Annotated in this window: 13 protein-coding genes; 9 read left to right on the top strand and 4 right to left on the bottom strand. The window is 62.7% G+C overall.

Features of this window, described 5'->3' with window-relative positions:
* Window positions 1-201: 201 nt before the first annotated feature.
* Genes ACY69P_RS06590 through ACY69P_RS06575 form a run of 4 tightly spaced genes read left to right on the top strand, consistent with a single transcriptional unit; the run spans window position 202 to window position 3,719 of the window.
* Window positions 202-1,311, top strand: a complete 1,110-nt coding sequence (locus ACY69P_RS06590; RefSeq protein ID WP_462326933.1) for an iron ABC transporter substrate-binding protein — start codon at window positions 202-204, stop codon at window positions 1,309-1,311.
* A 1-nt stretch (window position 1,312) separates the two neighbouring features.
* Complete coding sequence (locus ACY69P_RS06585; RefSeq protein ID WP_459899194.1) at window positions 1,313-2,383, top strand: FecCD family ABC transporter permease; 1,071 nt, start codon at window positions 1,313-1,315, stop codon at window positions 2,381-2,383.
* Window positions 2,380-3,264 carry an ABC transporter ATP-binding protein gene (locus ACY69P_RS06580; RefSeq protein ID WP_462326932.1) on the top strand — a complete coding sequence of 295 codons (885 nt, stop codon included), beginning with the start codon at window positions 2,380-2,382 and terminating at the stop codon, window positions 3,262-3,264. The genes ACY69P_RS06585 and ACY69P_RS06580 overlap by 4 nt, the downstream gene beginning before the upstream one ends.
* Window positions 3,165-3,719: an FmdE family protein gene (locus tag ACY69P_RS06575; protein ID WP_462326931.1), complete on the top strand. Its 555-nt coding sequence runs from the start codon at window positions 3,165-3,167 to the stop codon at window positions 3,717-3,719. Before ACY69P_RS06580 ends, ACY69P_RS06575 begins: the two co-directional genes overlap by 100 nt.
* A gap of 89 nt (window positions 3,720-3,808) precedes the next feature.
* Here the strand turns inward: ACY69P_RS06575 and ACY69P_RS06570 are convergent, their stop codons facing one another.
* The 3 genes from ACY69P_RS06570 to ACY69P_RS06560 are packed head-to-tail and all read right to left on the bottom strand — an operon-like array spanning window position 3,809 to window position 8,179.
* Window positions 3,809-4,924, bottom strand: a complete 1,116-nt coding sequence (locus ACY69P_RS06570) for an HD domain-containing phosphohydrolase (protein ID WP_459899188.1) — start codon at window positions 4,922-4,924, stop codon at window positions 3,809-3,811.
* Window positions 4,914-6,131 (bottom strand): HDOD domain-containing protein, encoded by a 1,218-nt coding sequence (locus ACY69P_RS06565; protein ID WP_459899186.1) that lies wholly within the window; start codon window positions 6,129-6,131, stop codon window positions 4,914-4,916. Before ACY69P_RS06565 ends, ACY69P_RS06570 begins: the two co-directional genes overlap by 11 nt.
* A gap of 59 nt (window positions 6,132-6,190) precedes the next feature.
* Window positions 6,191-8,179 carry a PAS domain-containing sensor histidine kinase gene (locus ACY69P_RS06560; RefSeq protein ID WP_462326930.1) on the bottom strand — a complete coding sequence of 663 codons (1,989 nt, stop codon included), beginning with the start codon at window positions 8,177-8,179 and terminating at the stop codon, window positions 6,191-6,193.
* 277 nt (window positions 8,180-8,456) lie between these two features.
* On the opposite strand from ACY69P_RS06560, the gene ACY69P_RS06555 reads away from it, so the two are divergent.
* The 5 genes from ACY69P_RS06555 to ACY69P_RS06535 all read left to right on the top strand — a co-directional run bounded on the left by ACY69P_RS06555 (window position 8,457) and on the right by ACY69P_RS06535 (window position 13,390).
* Window positions 8,457-9,446 (top strand): aminoglycoside phosphotransferase family protein, encoded by a 990-nt coding sequence (locus ACY69P_RS06555; protein ID WP_462326929.1) that lies wholly within the window; start codon window positions 8,457-8,459, stop codon window positions 9,444-9,446.
* A complete protein-coding gene (locus ACY69P_RS06550; protein WP_459899180.1) occupies window positions 9,422-10,366 on the top strand; it encodes an ABC transporter ATP-binding protein in 945 nt (314 codons plus the stop codon). Before ACY69P_RS06555 ends, ACY69P_RS06550 begins: the two co-directional genes overlap by 25 nt.
* Window positions 10,367-10,528: 162 nt before the next feature.
* Entirely contained in the window at window positions 10,529-11,746 is a 1,218-nt protein-coding gene (locus ACY69P_RS06545; protein ID WP_462326928.1) for an ABC transporter substrate-binding protein, read from the top strand.
* Complete coding sequence (locus tag ACY69P_RS06540) at window positions 11,733-12,608, top strand: ABC transporter permease (protein WP_462326927.1); 876 nt, start codon at window positions 11,733-11,735, stop codon at window positions 12,606-12,608. Before ACY69P_RS06545 ends, ACY69P_RS06540 begins: the two co-directional genes overlap by 14 nt.
* Window positions 12,605-13,390 (top strand): ABC transporter permease, encoded by a 786-nt coding sequence (locus tag ACY69P_RS06535; RefSeq protein ID WP_459899174.1) that lies wholly within the window; start codon window positions 12,605-12,607, stop codon window positions 13,388-13,390. The genes ACY69P_RS06540 and ACY69P_RS06535 overlap by 4 nt, the downstream gene beginning before the upstream one ends.
* A 206-nt stretch (window positions 13,391-13,596) precedes the next feature.
* Here ACY69P_RS06535 and ACY69P_RS06530 read toward each other — a convergent pair whose 3' ends face one another.
* Window positions 13,597-14,298, bottom strand: a complete 702-nt coding sequence (locus ACY69P_RS06530) for a molybdopterin-guanine dinucleotide biosynthesis protein MobB (protein ID WP_462326926.1) — start codon at window positions 14,296-14,298, stop codon at window positions 13,597-13,599.
* Window positions 14,299-14,373: the final 75 nt, after the last annotated feature.

Below are 14,373 nucleotides of genomic sequence, written 5' to 3'. Positions count from 1 at the left end.
CGCACACCCGCTCCAGCCTCCGCCGCCACGTTCTCTTAAGACTCGATTCCCCCCGAATGCCCGGCCCCGCGTCGCATTCTCCTAGTAATCGGATAAGGATTACGCATACGCTTTTGCATCGCTTCCCCTGCAACGAATATTGACATCACGTATTTGAGCAAATAGTGTCACCCTTCAACCATTCGTGTGAAGGAGAGTTCTATGTTGCTCAGGTCGTTTCGGGCTGTTGCCTGTGTCTTTCTGGCCGCGCTGTTCCTTGCTCCCCATGCCCGCGCCGCGCAGGTGACCGACGCCCTCGGCGCCACTGTGGATGTGCCGGATTCTGTATCACGCGTTATCTGTTCCGGCTCCGGCTGTCTGCGCCTGCTCACCTATCTCCAGGGGCAGGACCTTGTCGTTGGCGTGGACGACATGGAAACCCGCCGCGCCCGGTTCGATTCGCGCCCCTACGCCCTTGCCACCCCGCAGTACAAGGCCAAGCCCGTGTTCGGCCAATTTCGCGGGCACGACAACCCGGAACGCATTCTGACGCTGGAGCCACAGCCGCAGGTCATCCTGAAAACCTACGCCTCCAGCATGGGGCACGACCCCGCCGAACTGCACGCCAAGACGGGCATCCCTGTGGTGACGCTGGCCTACGCAGACCTCGGCCCCAACCGCCCCAAGCTCTACCAGACCCTACGCACCATGGGCGACGTTATCGGCAAGCGCCAGCGCGCTGAAGACGTCATCGCCTTTTTTGAGGACGCCATTGCCGACCTTGCCGCGCGCACGGCGGACGTTCCCGCCAGCGAGCGTCCCGGCGTCTACATTGGCGGCGTGGCCTTCAAGGGGCCGCACGGCTACCACTCCACGGAACCGCTCTACCCGCCCTTTACCTTTGTGAATGCGCGCAACCTCGCCCACACGGGCGGCGCGGCAAAGGACCTGCGCCACAGCGACATCGCCAAGGAAAAGCTGGTGGAAATGAACCCGGAGGTGCTGTTCCTCGACCTGTCCACCGTGCAGATGGGCGACGCCGCGGGCGGCCTGCACGAACTGCGCAACGACCCGGCCTACCGCACACTCACGGCCGTCCAGCAGGGCCGCGTCTATGGCGTGCTCCCCTACAATTGGTACTCCATCAACTACGGTTCCATCCTCGCCAACGCCTACGCCGTGGGCAAGATTCTGTACCCGGACCGCTTTGCGGACATCGACCCCGCGCAGAAGGCGGACGAGATTTACACCTTCCTTGTCGGCAAGCCCGTGTTTGACGCCATGAATACGGCCTTTGGCGGCCTTGCCTACAGCCCGGTGCCGGTCAACTAGCATGCACTTTGCCGACGGACGCATCCCCGAAGCCTACTGCCGCTACCTGCGCGCCAAGCGCGTCGTCATTGCCTCCGGCGCGGTCCTTCTTGTGGGCGCGCTCATCATGGCCGTCTCCCTTGGTGCGGCCAACGTGCCCGTAAGTGACGTGGCCCGCAGCCTGCTGGGCCTCGACGTCTCCGCGCGCTGGGACATCATCATCTGGAATATTCGCCTGCCGCAGGCGCTCTCCGCCATGGTTGCCGGGGCGGGGCTGGCCGTTGCCGGGGCGACCATGCAGTCCATCCTGCGCAACCCCCTTGGCTCGCCCTTTACCCTTGGCATCTCGCATGCCGCCGCTTTTGGCGCGGCGCTGTCCGTGATGGTGCTGGGGGGCGGCATTATGGGCTCCTCGGCCGCGGACGCGGTGACCATTACAAACCCCTACGTCACCACCGCCGCGGCCTTTGGATGCAGCATTGGCGCGGCGCTGCTCATTGTCGCCATCTCGCGCATGCGCGGCACCACGCCGGAGGTTATGGTCCTCACCGGCGTCGCCCTAGGCGCGCTGTTCACCGCCGGGACCATGTTTCTGCAATACTTCGCGGACGACGTGCAGTTGGCCGCCATGGTCTTTTGGACCTTTGGCGACACGGCGCGCGCCTCGTGGGGCGAACTTGGCGCTCTGTCCGCCGTCACGGCGGTGTGCTGCGCCTACTTCCTCGCCAACGCGTGGAACTATAACGCCATTGACGCAGGCGACGAAACAGCCCACGGCCTTGGCGTGCGCGTGCAACGCGTACGGCTGGTGGGCATGCTGCTGTCGTCGCTTTTGACGGCCGTCATCATTTCCTATCTGGGTATTATCGGCTTTGTGGGCCTTGTGGTGCCGCACATGGTGCGCCGGGTCATTGGCTCGGACCACCGCTACCTGCTGCCCGCATCCATCCTGTGCGGCGCGCTGCTGCTGCTTGTGTCGGACACGGCGGCGCGGCTGATTCTCTCCCCGCACATTTTGCCTGTTTCGGTGCTGACGGCGTTTATGGGCGCACCGGCCTTTATCTATCTCATCATCAAGGGGCGGGGACGATGAAACTCGACGTAGCTGGCCTCTGCTTTGACTATGCCAGTCAGCCCGTGCTGGACGATGTGGACTTTCAGGTCCACGGCGGAGAACTCCTTGCCATCCTTGGCCCCAACGGCGTGGGCAAGACGACCCTGCTCAAATGCATTAACGCCCTGCACCGCCCCCGCAGCGGAAGCATACTGGTCTCCGGACGCGACGTGCTGGCCCTGTCGCCACAGGACATCGCGCGGACCGTGGGATACGTGGCCCAGCGCACGGAAACCGCGCGCCTCACGGTGTACGACGCCGTGCTCATGGGCCGAAAGCCGCACATCCGCTGGCGCGTGGAAACGCGCGACATGAAGATGGTGGACGCCGTCCTGCGCCGCACCGGACTGGCGGACCTCTCCCTGCGCTTTATTGACGAACTTTCCGGCGGCGAACTGCAAAAGGTCGCCCTTGCGCGCACCCTTGTGCAGGAACCCCGCCTCATGCTGCTGGACGAACCCACCAGCGCGCTGGACCTCAAGAACCAAGTGGGCATCCTGCACCTGCTCCGCCGGGTGGTGGATGAACACAACATCGCCGCAGTCATGACCATGCACGACCTCAACACCGCCCTGCGCTACGCGGACCGCTTCATCTTCCTGAAGGATGGATGCATCCACGCCTGCGGCGCAACGGACGAGGTCACCGCGGCTATGGTCAGCGAGGTCTACGGCCTGCCCGTCACCATCCACACCATTGACGGCAGCCCCGTTGTCATCCCGCAATGCCCACACACACCAGACGCCTCACAGGAGGACCCATGCCCTGCACCATCCCACAGCACGACCTTGACGCCGTCGTCGCCTTCCACGGGCACAGCTGCCCGGGTCTCGCCATCGGCATCCGCGCCGCAGAGTTAGCGCTCAGCCACCTTGGTCACAACGATGACGCCGACCTCGTCGCCATTACGGAGACGGACATGTGCGGCGTGGACGCCATCCAGTTTCTGACCGGCTGCACCTACGGCAAGGGCAACCTCATCCACCGGGACTACGGCAAGACGGCCTTTTCGTTCTACAGCCGCAAAACCGGCAAGGGCTTTCGCGCCATTATGAACCCCGCCGCGCGCCAGCCCAAAGAGGACCCGACACCCACCGACGGCCGCACCCTCATGCGCGAGCACTACATGACCCTGCCCCTTGAGGAGATGTTCTCGCTGGACTGGGCCCCCGCCCCGGCCCCGCGCCCTGCCTGCGTGCTGCAAAGCCTGACCTGCGAAACCTGCGGCGAAACCATGATGGAATCGCGCGCCCGCCACTTTGGCGGCCAAACCCTGTGCATCCCCTGCTTCGGCAAGGTGGAGCAGAAAATCTAGCCCAACACACAAAAGCAGGGGACCAGCCACACTTGGCCGGTCCCCTGTTGTATAGCACCCTCCGCGCGCCAAGCGACGCGGCGCCGTGCCTAGTCGATGGGCACAAGCACGCGCACACTGGGCGGCAGGCGCTTGGTCTTCATAAAATTCTCAAGGCGCAGCAGCGCCGGGCGCGACAGTTCAGTGCCCTTGGCCATAATGTGCACCTCATCCTTACTCCACAGGGCGTCGTCCAAAATCATCCCCGGCTCCAGTTTGCCAAGGGCGATGTCGCGGCGGATGTAGCCGTCGTCGCGCGCGGCTCCGCGCTCTAGCGTATCCAGCACCCCATCGTCGTACCACCCTTCGCGCGTGCGCATAATTTCAAAGGCCGTGTGCTTGTCCTTGCCGCTTTGGACAAGGTCGTCATAGTCAAGGCAGGCCTTGAGGATGCGCGCTTCCATGAGCTGTTGCGGGTTCTCGGAAAAGCGTTCGTTCTGGTGCGTGATAATGGTGGAGACGCGGTTCATGCGCGGAATATTCGCCAACAAAGACGCCGTCACCGAGGGGTGCATGTCGTAAATCTGCTGCTCCTCGCTGGAGAGTTCCTCACCGGAGAAGAGTTTTTCCAGCACGTTGTCGGGGACCATGACGCACCCCACCTGACACAGCATGGACGCCAGCTCCAGATACAGCAGATTCTTGAGCCGAAGCTCCTTGCCCACAAACATGGCAAGGCGTTTAATGCGCTCGCTGCGGCCGAAGGCTTCGGGATTCACAAGGGCCAGCATATCCGTCAGCATCTTCACACTGCCGCGCAGGGTGCCGCGCAGCAGTTCCTTTTCCGACACTACAAGGGCATACTGCTTGAGGGCCACGTCCAGCGTGCGAATCATCTCGTCAATAGGGCTGGGCTTGGTGAGAAAGCGGAACACCGAGCCTTTATTCACAGCCTCAATGGCGGACTCCAGGTCCGCATGGCCTGTCAGCATCACGCGCACGGTATCCGGGCTGGCCTGCTGCACCTTGGAGAGGAAGGTAATGCCGTCCATCTTGGGCATTTTGAGGTCGGAGACCACCACCGCGTAGGGCCCGGACGAGGTCACCTTCTCCAGCCCTTCTTCCGGCCCAAGGGCCGTATCCACGGCGTAGCGCTTGCGAAGCGATGCGCGGAAGGTATCGAGAATCTGCTGCTCATCGTCGACGAAGAGAACCTTATCCTTCATGATCAGCCCCCGTTAGCAACTGCTCAAGACAAATATCCCGCCATGTGACGAGCTTGTTCATCAGCCCAAGCTCATGCATGTACTCCTCATCCAGCTTGGTGAACGTGTAGTCCTCGCGAATGATGACCAATTCGTGCTGCAGGCTGTTGGCAACGTGCACCAAAAGCCCCGGCGTAATGCCCGGCCCGGCCAGCCGCGGTTCATGGTGCGCGCGCACGGCCTCCACCGCAATTTCGGACAGCCCCCACAGGCCAAGGAGATACGCCCCCACCCGGTCGTGGGTGACGCCAAGCTGCCGCTGTTCCATATCCCGGACCACGCCCTCTCCGGCCTGCACAGCGCTAAGCACCTTGCGGTATTCGGCGGGGTGCGTGGTGGCAAAGACAAACTTGCCAACGTCATGCAGCAGCCCCGCCGTGTAGCAGTCTGCGGCCACATCATCGCCCAGCCCTTCGGCGCGGGCGAGGGCCTTGGCAAAGGCCGCTGTCTGGCGGCTGTGCTCCCACAACTTTTCCAATGAATAATTGGAGTACAGCGACGCATCAAATTGCTGGATGAGCTTGGCCCCCAGCACCAACCCCTTGGTGACCTCCACGCCCAAAAGCGTCACGGCGTGGGCGGGGCTGTTGACCTTGTTGAACACACCAAAAAAAGACGAATTGGCAATTTTCAAAAGCGTTGCCGATATGCCAACGTCCCGCTCCACCAGCCGCCCAATCTTTGCCAGTGAAGGGTCCGGACTCATGAGTTCCTGCTGAATCTGCAAAAACAGGTCGGGCAGTGCGGGCAGGGAGCCAAGGCGGCTCACGCCCTGACTCACGGCCTCATCCGTCAGCACATCGCGCAGGCGTTCCACCCGCTCAATGGTGCCGATAAGACGCTCCGCCCCACAGGGTTTGGCGAGGAATTGGTGCGCAGGCTTCACGGAGCGCATAATGGGCTCCATCTCGGAATAGCCGGAGAGGATAATGCGGATAACGCCGGGATACTTGCGGCGCACCTCGGTCAGCAGGGTCGCCCCGTCCATGCCCGGCATGCGCATATCCGCAATGACGATGTCGAACGGCTCCTGCTCCATCAGGGCCAGCGCCGCGTCGCCGCTTTCCACAAACCGGGCCTTCCACACCTTTCGCTTGGAGTGCAGCACCACGCGAAAGCCCTGCAGAATATTCGGCTCGTCATCCACAAACAGAATCTTGGTCTTCATGGCTGTCCCTGCTGTCTGCTTCAATGCCGCCACAGCTGCGGCGGCACGGGTGCGTCAGGTTATGTCGCCTGCCGGGGCAGTGTAATGGTCATGGTCGTTCCCTTGCCCACCTCGGACTGCACGTCAATTTTCCCGCCGTGCTTGTTCACGATGATGTCATGGGTGATGGCCAGCCCCTGCCCTGTCCCTTTGCCCACCTCCTTGGTGGTGAAAAAGGGGTCGAAAATCTTATTCACGTTCTCCTTTTTGATGCCGCTGCCTGTATCCGCCACGCGCACGCGGACCGAGTGCTCGTCGTGGCTGGTGGTGATGGTGATGCGCCCCTTGTCGCCGCTGTCCCCCACCACCTCGCGGATGGCGTGGGCGGAGTTGACGATGATGTTGAGCAGCACCTGATTGATGTCGCCGGCAAGGCACGTCACCATGGGCAGTTCCGCATCCGGATCAAAGGAGAGTTCCGCCACGTACTTCCACTCGTTCTTGGAGATTGTAATGGTGTTGGCCAGCGCCTTGTTCAGGTCCACGGCCTTCTTTTCCTCATTGCCGGGGTGGGCGAAGTTCTTCATCGCCAACACAATGGACGCCACACGCCCCACGCCGTCCAGCACCCTGTCGCACGCGCGCGGCGCCTCCTCGGCCACAAAGTCCATATCCGCCTCTTCGGCCAATTCCTCAAGGCGCTCCACCTCCTGCGCGGCAATCCCGGCATCCTTGGCGCGCTGGGTCAGCGCCGTGCAGGCGCCAAAGACCTCCAGCATATCCGCAATGGCCTCGCGCAGAAACCGCACGCTGTCGCCCGCGTATTGGATAGGCGTGTTAATCTCGTGCGCAATGCCCGAGGCCAGCAGGCCAATGGACTCCATCTTCTGCGCCACGCTCAATTGCCGCTCCAAATCCTTGCGTTCCGACACGTCAACCAGCACCACGGCCAGCCGCTCGTCGCCAAGGTGGAAGGCGAATTTATCCACGGGAACAATGCGCCCGTCCGCATGCTCCAGCACGGCGTCCTCAAAGGTGGCACCGTCCACAAGAGGGTTGCACACATACCGCCACGACTCCCCAGCCAAATGCGAAAAGGCCTCGGCGCAGGGCATGCCCGTCACCTCCGCCGCCGTCACCTCAAGGAGGGTTTCGGCCACGTCGTTGCACGTGATGATGACGTTGCTGGCGCGGTCCACCACCACGTACGCCGCACGCATGCCATCCAGAAGCCGGCTCAAAAAGCGCTCCTTGTCCCGGGCTTCAGCCTCGGCGCGGGCGCGCTCCTGAATCTCCACCTCCATGGTGGCATTGATGGCCTGCAACTCCGCCGTACGCTCCTCCACACGGTGCTCCAGCTCCTTGTTGCTCTGCTGGAGCGCGGTGTGCAGGGCGCGGGTCTCTGTCATGTCGTGACCCACGGCCTGAAATTCTTCGGCCTTTTCGTTCCCTTCAAGGTTCACAGCGCGGATGACCCACTGCACCCAGCGCTCATTGCCGTCAGCATCGCGCATACTGGCAGAGTTGGACGTAACATCATGCCCGGAGCCAAGGCTGGCAAGGACCGAATCAAGCCAGCCGCTCTGCGCGTCGTCAAACAGCACAAACCGCGCGCTCTCCACAAGCTCATCACACGGTTTGCCCGCCAAGGCGCAATAGGCGGCGTTGGCGAAGGTCAGCATCCCGTCGGCGCGAAAGCGGCAAATAAAATCTGTCTGGTCCTCGATGATGCCCTGCAGCAAAAGTTCCTGCTCCCGCAGCTGGGTGGACTTGAACTCCAGCAGGTTCATAATCTGCTCGCGCTCGCTGGCCTCGCGGCTGAGGGCAAGGTTTTTCTCCTCAAGCTCCCGGCCAAGGCCTTCCAGCTCCGCAAAAGGGGCCACAATAACCACGCGCCCAACCACCAGCATCACCACCGCCATAATGCAGGACGACCCCAGCATGGCCCACAGGGTGTGCTCCGCGTTGGCCGTCGTGGAATACAGCACCCCGCCCACCACCACGGCCTGCGCGGCAAGCACCAGCGTCATGAAAATCCAAAACATCCCGGATATGGAATCTGAGCGCATGTGTTCCACCGCTTGCGTCCGCCACAAACCTGTACGCCCCATAGCCGTGACCGTGCGGAACCCGGCCACGCCGCGCCAAGACAATTCGCCAAACACATCTACACCATAGAATAATACACACCTTGGCCCATGTGTCCAACACTACACGCACTTTTCATGCGCGCCAGCGCCGCCCCGGCCAATGCGACAGCGCCCATCGCATAGGCCCCATCTATGCGCCACGCAGCGGGCCATATCCATTGCGCTTTCTTCACTTTTTCTGCTACTTATCGGTGATATGGACACACTGCGCACCATCGACACCTTCCTGCGTCAACGCGGCTGGATTCAGCCGGAGAACGCGGACATCGACATACAGTTTCTGGCCGCCGGAGAGTACAACGCCAACTACCTCGTCACCACGGACGGCGGGGCCACGCGCCGCGTCTTTCGCATCAACCACGGCAGCCAGCTTGGCCTTGGCGATGCGCAAATTGAATATGAATTTGCCGTGCTGCGGGCGCTGGAGCATTCCGGCGTGACGCCGCGCCCCCTTGCCTGCGACGCCAGTGCGGCGCGCGAAGGCCTTGGGCGCGGGGCGCTGCTTATGGAGTACCTGCCCGGCCGCCCCCTCGACTACACGCGCGACACGGACGCCGCCGCGCGCATCTTTGCCGCCGTGCACAGTCAGCCCGTGAGCGACGCGCTCATCGTGCAGGCCAATCCCGTACGGGACATCGCAGACGAAAGCCTTGGCCTCATCACCCGCTACGCCGACCATCCCCGCCCGGACCTGAAGGGACAACTCCTGCGCTACCACGACGCCATCCGCGCCCTTGCGGATGATGCCGAGGCCCTGTTTGCGCAGGACCCCATGGTCATCGTCAACACGGAGGTCAACTCCCACAACTTCATCGTAGGTGACGAGGGCAACGCGTGGCTGGTGGACTGGGAAAAGGCCGTGGTCTCCTCGCGCTTTCAGGACATTGGGCACTTTCTTGTGCCCACCACCACGCTGTGGAAGACCAAACACCGCTACACCGCTGAGCAGAAGCAGGACTTCGTGGCCGCCTACCTCCGCCACGCCGGGCTTGCCATGCCCATAGACGACGCCATGTACAGAGCGGACCTCATGGAGCGCACCATTTTGCTGCGCGCCATGTCGTGGTGCTACATGGCCTACCATGAGTACACCCGCAGTGACCGCGCACTGACAAACGACCACACCTTCACGACCATCCAAAACTCTCTGGACCACATGGAATGCTTTTTCGCGCGCACGGCATAGGGAAGGACTACGAAGGCGCGCCGGTGCTCCGGGGGGTGGACTTCAGCGTGGAGGCCGGGGACATTGTGTCCATCATCGGTCCCTCTGGCGTGGGCAAGACCACGCTCCTCAAAATCATCGCCGGGCTGGAAACGCCGGATGCGGGCCGCCTGGAATTCAGCCGCCCCCCCAGCAAGGAAAATCCCGTTATACTCGTCTTTCAGGACTATGTGCTGTTCCCGAACCTCAGCGTGTATGAGAATGTTGCCTTTGGGCTGCGCGTGCGGCGGATGCGCGGGGCCAGCGTCACCAAGCGCGTCATGGAGATGTTGGACTTCTTCCACATGACGCAGCTTGCGCAGAAGTACCCGAACCAGCTTTCGGCGGGCCAGCGCCAGCGCGTGGCCATTGCCCGCGCCATGGTGGTGAACCCGGCCATGCTCCTCTTGGATGAGCCTTTTGCCAATCTGGACCGCAACCTCAAGCTGGAGACGGCGGAGTTCATCCGCGACACGCAAAAGGCGTTTGGCATCAGCACCATTGCCGTCACCCACGACCTTGAGGAAGCCTTTGCCATGTCCGACAAGGTAGGACTCATTCTGGGGGGCGAGCTTGTGCAGTACGCACCGGCGGGGGAGGTTTACGCCCACCCCGCCACCATAGAGGCCGCGCGTTTTCTTGGCCCCGTGAATACCGTGAGCGCGCCTGTCGCCGCCCGCCTTGGCCTCAGCGGCTGCGGGGACAACGGCTTCATCCGGCCCGAGAGCCTTCGCATCATCCCGGATGAAAACGGCCCCGGCACCGTGGAGCGCGCCGTGTTTGCCGGGCATTACACGAAATTTACCATCAGCGTTGACGGCGAGCGCCTCACCGTTTTTGGCATGGACACCACCATCCGCCCCGGCACGCACGTGCGGGTGGAACAGGCCCAAAACACCTAACGGCGTGTTGGACTTCCCCCCAATACAGGCTGTAAAAATGGGACGATGCTCGGCGCGAAAAATGCTCAGAACCAACGCTGTGGCAGGCGGCGCGGGGCGCTCCCGGTGCCCACGCGCCATACAGTGCTCTTTTCAACAGCCAGCTAACCTCAGGATGACACGATGAAACATCTCCTTCTGCTCTTTACGGCGGCGCTTCTGCTGTGCTCCTGCTCCGGACCTGATTCGGACACGGATGCCGTCTCCCTGCTGGACACGCCATGGCCCCAGATTGAAGCCAAGGCCAAGGACACCACGGTGCGCTTTTACATGTACGGCGGACTGGCCAGCACCAACAAATGGGTGGATACCTACGTCGCCAAGGAAGTGAAGCGCCGCTACGGCATCACGCTGGAGCGCGTGCCCATGGACGCCAGCGTCTTCGTCAACAAGCTCATTACGGAAAAACAAGCCGGAAAAACCACAGGCACCATCGACCTGTTGTGGATCAACGGCGAAAACTTCAAGACCACCAAGGAAGCCGGGGCGCTGTTTGGTCCCTACGCGGACAAATGCCCCAACTACGTCGCCCACGTGGACAAAGAGCTTGCCGCCTACGATTTCGGCTATCCTGTCGAGGGCTACGAAACGCCCTACGGCAAAGCGCAGTTCGTCTTTGAGTACGACTCCGCCAAGGTCGACGCGCCCCCGCACACCTTTGCCGAACTGCTGGAATGGGTGAAGGCGAACCCCGGCCAGTTCACCTACCCCCAGCCGCCGGACTTTACCGGGTCGGCCTTTATCCGGCAGGCGCTCTACGCCGTAACCGGCGGACACGAGCAGTACATGGCTGGCTGGGACGCGGACCTGTTCACAGGCGCCGCGCCCAAGCTGTGGGACTATCTAAACGCGCTGGAACCGCACCTGTGGCAGGGCGGCTCCACCTATCCCAAGAGCGCCGCCGAGCTGGACACCCTGTTCGCACGCGGCGAGGTGAGCATGAACATGTCCTACCACCCCTCCCACGCCCAGAGTAAAATTCTGGACGGCTCCTATCCGGACACGGTGCGCACCTTTGCCATGCAGGACGGCGCCATCTTCAACCTGCATTTCACGGCCATTCCGGCCAACGCACCCAACAAGGCCGGAGCCATGGTGGTGGCGAACTTCCTTATGTCGCCCGAGGCGCAGCTCTCCAAGTTCCGCCCGGAAAACTGGGGGGACTATCCGGCTATCGATCTGTCCACGCTGACGGACGCCCAGCGCGAGGCCTTTGCCGCCGTGGACCTTGGCGAGCCCACGCTGTCCTCCGAGGAGCTGAGTGCCGTGGCTGTGCCGGAGATTCCCGCGGCCTATCTGGAAGCGCTGGAAAAAGGCTGGGAGGACAATGTCCTCAGATAAGGCGCTGTGGGGCGAGACGCTTCTGAAGCTCTCGCCCCTGCTGATTCCTTTTCTTGCCCTGTTTGGCGGCGGGCTGGTGATGGCGGTGGGGCAATCCTTCGGCCTGTGGGTGCCCATAGCGCCAGACAGCGCGCTGGCGGGCTACCGGGCGCTGTTGTCGGAGCATGTTTTGCGTTCCGCCCTGCTCTCGCTGTGGGTGGGGTTTGCCTCGGCCTCGCTGTCCGTGGCCCTCGGGGCGGTGCTGGCCTATCTGTTTTGGCGGCTGCCTCCGCATCTGGAGCGCTGGGCCGTTGTCGCCAAGGTGCCGCTTATCCTGCCGCACATTGCCGTCGCCTTTATCACGCTCATCTTTTGGAGCACATCTGGCGTGCTGTCGTCCCTTGCCTATCATCTGGGGCTGGTGGACGGCATGGACGCCTTTCCCTCCCTCATGTACGACGCCACCGGCACGGGCATGATTCTGGCGTATGTGTTCAAGTCCACGCCCTTTGTCATCATCCTTGCCATGGCCATGCTCCGCCGCCTTGAGCCGCAGCTGGTGGAGACGGCGACCATGCTGGGCGCGGGCGAGGCGACCATCTTTTGGCGGCTGGTCCTGCCGCGCATCACCAGCGCGCTGAACACGGCGTTCATCATCCTGTTCCTGTACGCCTTTGGCGCGTTCGACATCCCCTTTCTGCTCAGCGGCAGTTCGCCGGGGATGTTGTCCATAGAGGTCTTTAACCTCTACTTTCGGCGCGACCTTGCCAACCGGCCCACGGCCATGGCCATCCTTGTGTGCATGTTCCTGTTCTCGCTGGCGTTCATTGTGCTCTACACCCGCACCGCGCGGCGCATGGCCCACCGGGAGCGCAAGCTATGAGGCTTGCCGCCAGCTTTGCCGCCCTTGCGGTGCTTGCGCTGTTTCCGCTGTGGGTGCTGGCCTGTTACGCCCTTGCACCGGGGTGGCGCTTTCCGGAGCTTGTGCCCTCGCACATCGACCTGCGCTCCTTCGCCTATCTGGCATCGCAAGCGCGGCCCTTGGCCGGGCATATTGCGTGGTCCATCATGTATTCCATGGCAACGGTGGCGCTGACGCTGCTCATGTGCCTGTCCCCGGCCCACCACTTTGCGCGGCGCGAATTTGCGGGCAAGAGCCTGCTTGAGGGTGTGTTCCTTGCCCCGGCCCTTGTGCCGCCCATGACGTTTTCCATGGGCGTGCATTATCTGTTCATCCGCTTGGGGCTGGTGGATACCACGCCCGGCGTGGTGCTGGTGCTGACGGTGTTCAGCTATCCGTACATGCTGCGGGCGCTGACGGCGGGCTACATCTCCATTGGCGAGGAATACGAAATGTGCGCCGCCAACCTCGGCGCCAACTGGCTGCAGCGCACCCTGCGCGTGGACCTGCCCCTGCTCTTTCCCTCCATCATCGCGGGCGGGTCCGTGGTGTTTTTGGTGGCGTTTTCGGAATACTTTCTGGTCTTCCTCATCGGCGGCGGAGCCGTGGATTCCTTTACGGGCTACCTTGTGCCGTTTTTGACATCGTCGGACCGCAGCATGGCGGCGCTGCTGACCCTCATCTTTATGGCCGTGCCCCTCACGCTCTTCCTGCTCATCGAGTACATCATGACACTCCTCTACCGCCGCAAGGGGATGTACTAGCGCGCAAAAAAGCCCCTGCCGGACCATATGGTCAGACAGGGGCGAATGCGTTGCTCTACGGGCCAAAGGCGGCCATGTGCGGAGATGCGGCGTTGCGGTCATGGCGTGGCGGCACCAAGGCTGGGGCAGTGAAACACAACGCCTCACAGCGGCCCAAGCGCGCCTCACACAAGCACCGCCCAGCCCCGCGCCACACGGCCCAAGGCTTATTTGGTTATGCGGATTTCCACATCCCCGCCGCCCACGCCCTTAAGCTCGCGGAGCATGCCGAGGATGGAGCCGGAGATGATGCCCCGGACAAAATCGTTCATGCCCACGGGGACGCCGCCGACGGTGACTTCCATGCCGTTTTTGCGCGCCTTGCAGGAGTTTTCCGTCACCTTGCCGGAGACGATTTCCCGCGCCAGCGTGGCGCAGTCCTCCCGCCCGCAGGAGCCGCAGTCCAGCCCCGGCAGGGCAAAGCCCTGCTCCAGCACACAGTCCGCCAGCGCGGCAACGTCCGTCAGGTGCGTCATGCCCGGAACGGACACCTCGCCATAGGTCGCCACGGCCAGCCCCTGATCAAGCGTTCCGGCGTCGGCAATGCTGCGCAGGAGCATCACACGCGGCAGCCAGCCAAGGCTTTTGCCGCCCTCCACCACAAGGACCTCACAGTCCATCAGCGGCGCGATGTCCGGCAGATAGCGCTTGCCGTCCCACGTGAGTATCGCTCCGGATTCCCACAGCCCCGCGCAGGTGCCGTAGGCCTCGCGCAGACGGGCGGTATCCGTCCCCGGCGCGTCCAATTCATGGTGCGAAAACTTCGCCGCCGCGGCGCGAATGCCCCGGCTGCGAAGCTCCTCGCCCAGCTGGACGGCCAGCGTGGTCTTGCCCGTGTCCTTGTATCCGACAATGCTTATGGCAATCATGGGGTGTCTCCCGCGTAATGGTTCAGAGGTCCCACAGCCTTACAGCGAAGCGCCGGCTCTTGCAACGCCCGCCCG

The sequence above is a fragment of the Desulfobaculum sp. genome, assembly GCF_054921475.1.
The sequence above is the reverse complement of the archived record's forward strand: the minus strand, read 5'-3'. Positions and strand labels throughout refer to the sequence as shown.